This is a genomic window from Flavonifractor plautii ATCC 29863 (genome assembly GCF_000239295.1).
GTDB classification, from domain to species: Bacteria; Bacillota; Clostridia; order Oscillospirales; family Oscillospiraceae; genus Flavonifractor; species Flavonifractor plautii.
Genome location: NZ_JH417679.1, coordinates 1 through 3,623, shown reverse-complemented (window position 1 = coordinate 3,623; position 3,623 = coordinate 1). Strand labels below are relative to the sequence as shown.

The 3,623-nt window shown below is 59.5% G+C and carries 2 protein-coding genes; one reads left to right on the top strand and one right to left on the bottom strand.

Features of this window, described 5'->3' with window-relative positions:
- Positions 1–178: 178 nt before the first annotated feature.
- Positions 179–547, top strand: a complete 369-nt coding sequence (locus HMPREF0372_RS04500; RefSeq protein ID WP_039996684.1) for a hypothetical protein — start codon at positions 179–181, stop codon at positions 545–547.
- Positions 548–593: 46 nt separating this feature from the next.
- On the opposite strand, the gene HMPREF0372_RS19975 is transcribed toward HMPREF0372_RS04500, so the two are convergent.
- On the bottom strand, positions 594–3,623 hold a 3,030-nt coding region (locus HMPREF0372_RS19975), incomplete at its 5' end, for a hypothetical protein (protein WP_007489353.1).

Genomic DNA, 3,623 nt, shown 5'->3' with positions numbered 1-3,623 from the left:
GCCACAAGGGCCGCCCCTACTTCCGGGGTTCCGTCGCTGGCGGGCTATCTTGCGGTGCTCGAAGCATGTAGGGGCGGGGGCCCACACCCGCCCGCAGGCCGTTCGGCAGGACAAGGCCCCCGCGTCCGGCGGTACGCCGTGCGCGGGGGTGCTTTTATCTCCAGAGGAGGTAATCAGAATGGCAAATTATACACAGCACTATCACCTGCACCAGTGGGAGCCGGAGGACAGCTTCCTCCGCACGGACTTCAACGGAGATCTTTCGGCCATTGACGCCGCGCTGCTGGGGCTTGAGCGGGACAAATGCCGCGCAGCCATCGGGCGGTACACAGGGGATAGGGAGCTGAGCTACACGGTATCGCTGGGCGCAAGACCCAAGCTGGCTGTGGTGGACAACACTTCATCCTTTTCCTCCGGCTATGAGCTGGGGCTGGATGGAATGAATGAGCGGAGCGTGATTATTACGGAAGATGGGTTCCGGGTGAACGGTTCTCCCCACGGCCTGAACCAGGAGGGGACGCTGTACCGCTATTATGCGTTCCTGTAGACAAAGAAAACCCCCGGGCCCAAAGGCCCGGGGGTTTTGCGTATCCTTACTGGAAGGTCACGCCGGTGGTATCGATGGTAACGGTGTAGCTGGGAGTAGCAACACTGCCGCCGTTTTCCTTGACTGTGTAGTGGTCACTATCAACGGTGAACGCGCCAGTGGAGCTCTCAAACACCTCAAGGGTGATGGGCTCGCCGTCGTCGCAGACCAGCAGGCTGTACTCGATTGCAGTACCGGCCGGAGTGACGTTGGCGGCACCGGCTTTCACAAAGCTGTCGCCATGCTTCCAGGCAGTGGGGACATCCTCACCGCCCTCGGTGGCGCAGGTGATCAGGGCATTGTTGGTCTGACGGACCGCACGATAGGTAGTGCTCGGATCCACAGGCAGGGTGATGGTGAGGGTGGTGAGCTTCATACCATTCTGGGGCGTGATTCCGTTGAACAGGCCACCGGCCAGGGTGCCGTCGGCCAGACCGGTGCTGGTATCCTTCACATCCTCAGCCACGGGGCCGACCGTGGTGTCGCCCACGGTGTCAACCACAACGTCCTGCACCTCGTCGGTGACAGTGTAGCTCATGGCATAGAAGGTGGTCTCACTGTTGCCGCGCTTCACGTCGACCTTAGTGATACCCTGGCTGCTACTATAGACCTTGACAACCTCATAGCCCAGCTTTTCGAAGGAGTCGACCAGCAGATCCTCCATGTCCATAACAGTGGCATCCTCCGCGTTCAGGAACGCGAAATGATACTTGTTGGGGCCGCTGGTGAAGATCTTGACGCCCAGCTTATCGTTGGAGGGCTTGCCGGGCTTGTTGTTGCCGGTGGGGTCCTCAGTCAGGTAGCTCTTCACGATGAAGGCGGCCTTCACGACGTTGTCCTCGTCGTACACCACATAGCCATACTGGCCGTCCTGGAAGGTGGTGCCGGTCGCGGTCTCGTCGTCCACGTCGGTGTTGTCGATGTCGTAGATCAGCTCGTCATTCTTGTTGGCCAGACGGACAGGGCTCTGCAGCTTGGTCATGTCGAGCCACTCGTTATCCTTGCCGGGATTCTGGATGGCGTTGTTGGTGGTAGCGTCGGTATAGACGTTGACATAGCGGCTGCTGGTGACCTTCACGAAGCCCTCAGCCACGCGGCTGGGAGTGGTGTTGAAGGAAGCCAGGTTCTTGGAGTCCATATCAATGGTGCAGACGATGCCGTCAGTGCCCTTCAGGTCGTTGCGCAGGTTCTCCTCGGACTTGACCTCTTCCATGGTGCCGTCCTCATGGATGACGGTGTAATAGAAGTAGTCGTTGTAAACGTCGAACTCGGGCATCACGAAGACATAGTCCTCGTTGCCGAACTTGGCCTGAGAGGTGTAGAGGACAACCACATTGGCCACGTCGCTCTTATACAGGTCCACAACGCTGACCTTGACCTCGCCGTTGGCGGTGCCGTTAGTGTTCGTGCCAGCGTCGATGATCTTCTTGCCAGTCTCGGCCAGAACGCCGTTCTTGTCGATCAGCTTGGCCATGTTGTCATAGCCCACAGCCACGGAGCCGTCCTTGCCGTTGTAGTAGTACACGATGGTGTCGGCGTCAATGCCATAGGTGCCGACGGGATCGCCGCCCTTGCTGGCGCTGGTGTCGATTTCAACATCGCCCTTGGAGACATTGGCATCCAGGGTCTCGTGGCCGGCCTGGAAGAACTTTCCATCGCTGTAGTCGCTGCCGGCGTGAGAGCCGTCAACCACCTTGCCGACATCCAGAGCGGGCAGGTCAATGGTCATCTTGTCGTCATCGTTGATGCTGTAGGCAATCAGGTTGCCGGCGGCGGCACCAGCGGCGGGGTACACACCAGCGCTGCCAGCACGGCCATCATCGGTGCCCAGGAAGGTCTTGAGCTGCTCGGTGGCCTGCTCGGTCGTCTCATTGGCGTCCTTCCAGTTCTTCACGGAGGCGCTCCAGTTCAACTGGTAGGTCTTCTCAGTGCCATCGGGCAGCAGAACCTTGACCTGAGCGTCGGTGTTCAGCATGTTGGTGGAGAATGCGGAGTCCAGAACCAGAGCGTAGTTCTTGGCGGCCGCCTCAACCTCCTCGAAGGCGATCACGTTGCCGTAGTCGTCCAGGTAGAAGTTGTAGGAGGTCTCAAACTGCACGCCATTGGCCTTGTCACATTCGGTCACGTCGAACTTGACGACCTCGGTGCGGGCGTTGGTCTCCAGCTCATCGGCCTTGTACTTCTCGCCGCCGACGGTCATGTACTTCTCGGTGCCCTTCACGTTGAAGTGCTCCATCTCGCCAGTGACAACCTCGGGCTTCTCCAGGTAGGTGCGGCCGCCGTACTGGACGTACAGGACCACGTCCTCCTTGGCCATGTCCTCGTAGCCCACGACATCCTTATTGTCCAGGGTGCCCAGGGTGCGGACGGTCACGGTCTCCTTCTTGGAGTTGACGGAGGTGATGTCGGCCAGAGCCTTCTCCACGGACAGGACGTAATCAACCTCACCGTCGCCGTTGTTGTCGATGATGGTCAGGGTAGCGCCCTTCACGTTGGCGGTCTTGTCGCCATACTTCTCGGTGGTGTTGGGGATGTACTTGCCGGAGTTGTAGTTCCAGAAATACTTGGCGTCCTTGTCGGTCAGGCCGTTCTCGCCCAGCAGCTTGTCATAGTCCACCTGGGGGTCCTTCGCGCCGCTGTAGAGCACGGTCTCGCCGGTGGTGACGACAGTGTTCACGTCGGAGACCACGGGGTCGCCGTACACGGTGGAGTCAGCCAGGATAGTGGTCTTCTTGATATACAGGTTGACGGTCTTGCCCAGCATGTCAACGGGAGTGCTGACATTGAAGGTCTGGGTCTTGAGGGAGGCGTCCTCCTTGCTCACGGTGGTGTTGCCGGTGGTGGAGAAGATGCCCTCGCCGTTGTAGATGGTGGTCTTGCCCTCCTTCAGGGCGGCGTCGCCGTCATCGGAAGCCAGGGAAGCCCACTCGTTGGCCACAACAACGCCCTGCACCTTGATCACGCCGTACTTGTCGGCCAGGATGGTGCGGTGGTCGCTGTAAGCGATGGGGTAGTTGTTGGTGGTGTAGCTCTGGAT

Bases quoted from the DNA above. Each gene is read 5' to 3' on its own strand.
- HMPREF0372_RS04500 (WP_039996684.1), top strand. From the start codon at position 179: ATGGCAAATTATACACAGCACTATCACCTGCACCAGTGGGAGCCGGAG.